Source organism: Acinetobacter sp. CY79 (assembly GCF_059515845.1).
Genome location: NZ_JCAKMY010000059.1, coordinates 1 through 5,989, shown reverse-complemented (window position 1 = coordinate 5,989; position 5,989 = coordinate 1). Strand labels below are relative to the sequence as shown.

At 40.0% G+C, this 5,989-nt stretch carries 6 protein-coding genes; 4 read left to right on the top strand and 2 right to left on the bottom strand.

Annotated features, from left to right (window positions below; genetic code table 11):
* Positions 1-107 precede the first annotated feature (107 nt).
* Positions 108-1,433, top strand: coding sequence for an ISNCY family transposase (locus tag AC5YCE_RS15320; RefSeq protein WP_496172362.1), 1,326 nt, complete (start codon positions 108-110; stop codon positions 1,431-1,433).
* A 477-nt stretch (positions 1,434-1,910) separates the two neighbouring features.
* On the opposite strand, the gene AC5YCE_RS15315 is transcribed toward AC5YCE_RS15320, so the two are convergent.
* Positions 1,911-2,228, bottom strand: coding sequence for a hypothetical protein (locus AC5YCE_RS15315; RefSeq protein WP_496152852.1), 318 nt, complete (start codon positions 2,226-2,228; stop codon positions 1,911-1,913).
* 114 nt (positions 2,229-2,342) lie between these two features.
* Between AC5YCE_RS15315 and AC5YCE_RS15310 the strand changes: the two genes are divergently transcribed.
* Both AC5YCE_RS15310 and AC5YCE_RS15305 read left to right on the top strand, forming a co-directional pair.
* A complete protein-coding gene (locus AC5YCE_RS15310) occupies positions 2,343-2,699 on the top strand; it encodes a type II toxin-antitoxin system RelE/ParE family toxin (RefSeq protein WP_496152851.1) in 357 nt (118 codons plus the stop codon).
* A complete protein-coding gene (locus AC5YCE_RS15305) occupies positions 2,692-2,994 on the top strand; it encodes a helix-turn-helix domain-containing protein (RefSeq protein ID WP_496152850.1) in 303 nt (100 codons plus the stop codon). The genes AC5YCE_RS15310 and AC5YCE_RS15305 overlap by 8 nt, the downstream gene beginning before the upstream one ends.
* 96 nt (positions 2,995-3,090) lie before the next feature.
* Here AC5YCE_RS15305 and AC5YCE_RS15300 read toward each other — a convergent pair whose 3' ends face one another.
* Entirely contained in the window at positions 3,091-4,545 is a 1,455-nt protein-coding gene (locus AC5YCE_RS15300; protein WP_496152849.1) for a SulP family inorganic anion transporter, read from the bottom strand.
* A 389-nt stretch (positions 4,546-4,934) separates the two neighbouring features.
* Between AC5YCE_RS15300 and AC5YCE_RS15295 the strand changes: the two genes are divergently transcribed.
* On the top strand, positions 4,935-5,989 hold a 1,055-nt coding region (locus AC5YCE_RS15295; protein ID WP_496171662.1), incomplete at its 3' end, for an ISNCY family transposase.

The window sequence follows — 5,989 nt, the reverse complement described above, 5'->3', positions numbered from 1 at the left end:
TGTAAGCCCAAAATAGAAATGTCCGGTTTCTCCAAAGTAAAAATGTCCGCTTTTAGAATATGCATTTTTGCAATTTCCTTAGCGGACGGTTTGATATGTTGGTGTCTATGTCGGATAAAGAACTTAAACGATTGTCGGTCTTGCAGGAAATCTGTGATCAACGCATAACTCAATCCCAGGCTGCTCAGCTACTTCATATCTCAGAACGTCAGATCAGACGCTTACTGCAGAAATACAAAGCTCAAGGTCCCGCTGCATTAGCCCATGCCGGTCGTGGCCAAATCAGCAATTCCAAACTTCCTGAAGAACTCAGACTTAAGTGCCTCAATATTGTTTCAGATCAACTTTATGGTTTCGGACCCACTTTAGCGCATGAAAAGCTCACCACCGTGCATGGATTCGATCTTTCAGTAGAAACCCTGCGTTCCTGGATGATTGCAGCCGATTTATGGATTCCTCGCTGCAAGCGCCTGAAACGCCCATATCAGCCTCGTTATAACCGAGATTGTTATGGTGAATTGATCCAAATTGATGGCTCACACCATGATTGGTTTGAAGGTCGAGCACCTAAATGCTGTCTGCTAGTATTCATCGATGATGCCACAGGAAAATTGCAGCATTTACGCTTCTGTGCGTCAGAGTCAGCCTTTGACTATATGATTTCGACACGTTTATATATCGAACAGCATGGTAAGCCATTGGCATTTTACAGTGACAAACATTCAGTTTTTAGGGTGAATCAAAGCAGCAAGAAAGACACCAAGATTACCCAGTTTGGACGTGTTCTGAGCACTCTCAATATCGATATCATTTTCGCTAACTCCCCTCAAGCCAAAGGCCGTGTAGAACGCGCCAATAGAACGCTTCAGGACCGTCTGATCAAAGAGATGCGTCTGGAAGGCATCAGTTCGATTGCAGATGCCAATAAGTGGCTGCCGTGCTTTATTGAGCAATTTAATCGTAAATTTGCCAAGATGGCCTTTAATCCCAAGGATCTGCACCGGACTATCACTGAAACAGCCGAAGAATTAGATGATGTTTTTACCTGGCGTGAACCCCGCAGGGTCACCAACAGCTTGACGATTACTTATGATAAATGCGTATATATCTTGGAAAACAGCGAAGAAAATCAAAGATTGATCGGTAAGTATCTTGAGTTCCTGGAATACCCGGATGGTACTGTAGCCCTCATGCATGATGGTCGAAAGATCAATTACAGCCTCTTCGATAAATTAAGTCAGCTGAATCAGCGAGAGATTGTTGAGAATAAACGTTTGGGTTCTGTGCTGGCACATATTCAACAACAGCATGAACAACTGGAACAACAAAACAAACGCAATCGTTCACAAAAGATGCCACGTAGACGAGCACAGAAAACAGCAGTTCAACAACGAAATCTGAATCCTGTGCTTGACTTGGAAATGTCCATATAGGACATTTCTATTTGGTTATTAGGTAGGACATTTCTACTTGGGAATAACACCAATCTTCTTATTCTAATAAAAACAATCAGTTAATTATTTTACATAATTCAAAAACACCCTGAAAATCCGGCTTCGATATAAGTCGGTTTCTTTTTGAGCATTTTTGATATCTTTCGCCAATCATTTTGATTAAAAAATAATCAATTTTGCGGTTTTTTGAACTTTATCAACTGTCACACAACCGAAATAATCCACAAAAAATGGGGATAAATTTTAAGCAATGTAAGCTTAGGCTTACGCCATAAACCGCTCTTTGCGTCTAGCCTGAGTCAAAGCTATTTTCTATGATGAGGACATAGAGAGCAGGATGCTCCAGACAACAATAACAAATGACAGCAAAGGACATGCAGGTACGACAGGAGTTATACCTCAGCATCAAATATGTAAAAAAGCCCAACAGGATGTTGGGCTTTTTTATTGCCTAAGTTAAGGCTGATCGGTAGTTAATTCACATTGGTTAATGAGCTTAATCAAGGAATTTTGCACATATTCTTCAAACTCAATACCTTGTTCTTTCGTTATTTTTTCAATTTTTTTAAGAACTTCACTATCTAATTCAAATTCTATTTTTTGTGATGTTTCCATTAGTAAATCATAGTTGTTTTCGACCATCTTTTTAAAAGTTTCTTTTACATCATTTGTTGATGGGACGTTGAAAGATAAGCGTAGTGAACTATTGATAATTTCAACATGGGTATGGCCGATATATTCTGTACTTTTTCCTATAAATTCTAAATGCTTCATCCCGATCCTTAAGTGTAGTGATCCTCAGGTCATCATACTCATTGTGTATGATTATTTGCAAAGTCATTCAATCCCCCTTAAAATATAGACCATAATCTATATTTTGGTTGTAATATGTGGACAGTCATTACAACGGATCTGTTTAATGAATGGCTTGAACAGCAAGATGAAACAACACAAGAAAAAGTCTTAGCTGCTTTGGTTATTCTGCAACAGCAAGGGCCAAGTTTAGGTCGTCCCTTAGTAGATACAGTCTACAACTCTAAATTTACCAATATGAAGGAACTGCGTGTTCAGCATCGAGGTAAACCGCTAAGGGCATTTTTCGCATTCGATCCATTACGACAGGCCATTGTGCTGTGTATTGGAGATAAGAGTGGTAAAAAGCGTTTTTATACAGATATGCTAGTTATTGCAGATCAGCAATACGAACTTCATCTCTCAACTTTAGGAGAACAATCTGATGGCTAAGACCCTACAAGAATTATTAGCTAGTCGCTCTCCAGAGAGCCAAGCTCGTATTCAACAAATGGCTGATGAGTTATTACTAGAAAACCAGCTTTATCTAATTCGTGAAGAATTAGAAATTTCTCAAAAAGAATTGGCTGAAACCCTTGGTATCAAACAGCCATCACTTTCAGCAATCGAAAATCGTGGGAATGATTTAAAGCTTTCAACGATGAAAAAGTATGTTGAAGCGATGGGAGGAAAACTTCGTATTGATGTAGAGCTTCCAACAGGAAAACATATAGGATTCAATGTATAACAATAAAAATGGGAGCTTAAGCTCCCATTTTTGATTTCGCATAAGGTGTATTATGTTAATTTTAGAGATTCTACATAAATGTAGAATCTCTTTAACTTAGATTTTGGCGTGTGTTCCATATTTATCAATCATATTTGTGCTGGCCTCATTTAAGCCACGTACAGTCACATTGACACCATTCTTTTGGAATTTACTTATTACTGAATCAAGCATAGCGACTGATGTCACATCCCAAATATGGGCATGGGTTAAATCAATAATCACATCCTTAACATCTTCCTTAAAGTCAAAACTCTGCATGAATTTTTCAGAAGAACTAAAGAAGATCTGACCATGTAAGTCATATAAGCGATGCGCACCCTCTAAAGTAGATTCCACATGGATATCATTCTCTAACTTGTTCGCAAGGAACAATGCAGACAATAGAACACCTGTTAATACGCCTAAAGCTAGGTTATGTGTTGCTACAACGACTACGACAGTAGCTACCATTACAATATTGCTACTTTTAGGATTTTCCTTGAATGTTTTTAATGAATTCCAATCAAAGGTACTGATGGAAACCATAATCATGACAGCCACTAGCGCAGCCATTGGAATGACCTTAAGCCAATCACTAATAAAGACTACGAGAATTAAAAGAAAGATACCTGCTGAGAATGTTGATAAGCGAGTAAGACCGCCAGATTTAACATTAATCATGGATTGACCAATCATGGCACAACCAGCCATACCCCCCATGAAACCAGATGCTATATTCGCAATGCCTTGTCCTTTACATTCTTGGAATTTATCACTTGGGGTATCTGTCATTTCATCTACGATAGTTGCAGTCATCATCGATTCAAGTAGACCCACTGCTGCCAATGCAACTGAATACGGCAAAATGATCATTAATGTTTCAATATTCAAAGGAATATTAGGAATCAAAAACATTGGAAGTGTGTCAGGTAAAGCCCCCATATCCCCAACTGTCCGCACATCAATTCCCAAGGCGATTGCCAGTAATGTAATCGCAATAATACAAACAAGAGGAGAAGGTAATAATTTTCCTAATTTAGGGATTAAAGGAAATAAATAGATAATGCCTAGACCTAGTGCTACCAAAGCATAAACATGCCAAGTCACATTAGTTAATTCAGGTAACTGTGCCATAAAAATTAAGATTGCCAAGGCATTTACAAAGCCAATCACGACAGACTTAGAAACAAAGCGCATCAACTTAGCCAGTTTTAAATATCCTGCTAATATTTGAATAACACCAGTCAAAATTGTTGCAGCAAGTAGGTATTCAAGCCCATGTTCTTTGACCAACGTGACCATGAGCAGCGCCATAGCACCTGTAGCAGCTGAAATCATAGCTGGACGACCACCAACGAATGAAATCACTACTGCAATACAGAACGAGGCGTACAAGCCAACTTTGGGGTCTACGCCTGCAATGATTGAAAATGCGATAGCTTCTGGAATGAGTGCAAGACCTACAACTAGCCCTGCAAGCACATCCCCACGGATGTTAGAGAACCATTGTTCTCGGATATTAGATAACATACAAATAGCCTGATTTTTGGAATTTTAGATAGGCTAGTGACGTGACATATACGACACACAAGCGACTACACCACATCACTAGACAGTGATGAGTTATTTACTGATTTAAGAGGTAAATAAACTTAAGGTGGCGTAAGTGTCATAAAGGAGAGAACTTGTTGTGGTGGATTTTCGAAAGCAAGGATAACAGTTAATATCTTCTCTATCTATTATGAGAGGGAAATAAGCTAGAAATCCAAGCAAACTTACCTAAAAAACTCCCTATTTAACATAATGGGCGTTATACGAAACCCCATTGTTAGAACCCATTTAAATTGTCTATATTCTCACCAATAAAAATGTCTAGTTTATGATGGTTTTTATCATCATGGACTGGATATAAAATATAGATGCTGATCACTATGTCTGATAAAGAAATTCAACGTCTTGCAGTTCTGCAAGAGGTTCGAGATCATCGTATTACCCAAGTCCGTGCTGCTGAAATCCTGAATCTTTCCACTCGTCAAATTACCCGGTTATTGCAGAAGCTCCATCAAGACGGTGTTTCAGGTCTGGCGCATGCCAGTCGTGGTCACCCGGGTCATCATCGCCATGATGAGTTATTAAAATCAAAGTGCCTTTCCATTATTTCTGAACATCTGCTCGGATTTGGACCCACCTTGGCGCATGAGAAGCTCAGCAGCATGTTTGACCTGAATATCCCTGTAGAAACGCTTCGGCGCTGGATGACTGCAAATGAGCTCTGGATTCCGCGATCCAAACGTCTAAAACGCCCATATCAGCCACGCTATAACCGGGATTGCTTGGGTGAGCTGATTCAGATTGATGGCTCATATCATGACTGGTTTGAAGGCCGAGCCGCCAAATGCTGCTTGCTGGTTTATATCGATGATGCCACTGGAAAGCTGTTGCATCTGCGCTTTTGTGAAGCGGAAACGACCTTTGATTACATGCTTTCAACCCGAGCCTACATTGAGCAATATGGGAAGCCCTTGGCCTTTTATAGCGATAAACACTCGGTATTCCGAGTCAATCAGAAATCGAGCCAAGACAGCAAGATCACGCAATTTGGGCGGATTCTGAACGAGTTAAACATTGATATTATCTTCGCCAACTCACCACAGGCCAAAGGCCGCGTAGAACGAGCGAATAGAACCCTTCAGGACCGTTTGATCAAGGAGATGCGCCTAGAAGGCATCGGTTCGATTGCTGAAGCCAATGCATGGCTACCCTGCTTTATTGAGCATTTCAATCAGAGGTTCGCCAAATGTGCGAGAAACTCAAAGAATTTACATCGGCCCTTAACCGAATCTGATCTTGAACTGGATGATATTTTTACCTGGCAGGAACCGCGTAAGGTCACCAAGAATCTAACCCTGACCTATGACAAATGTATTTATATGCTTGAACCGACTGAATTAAACCAGAAATTAGTTGGGCAATA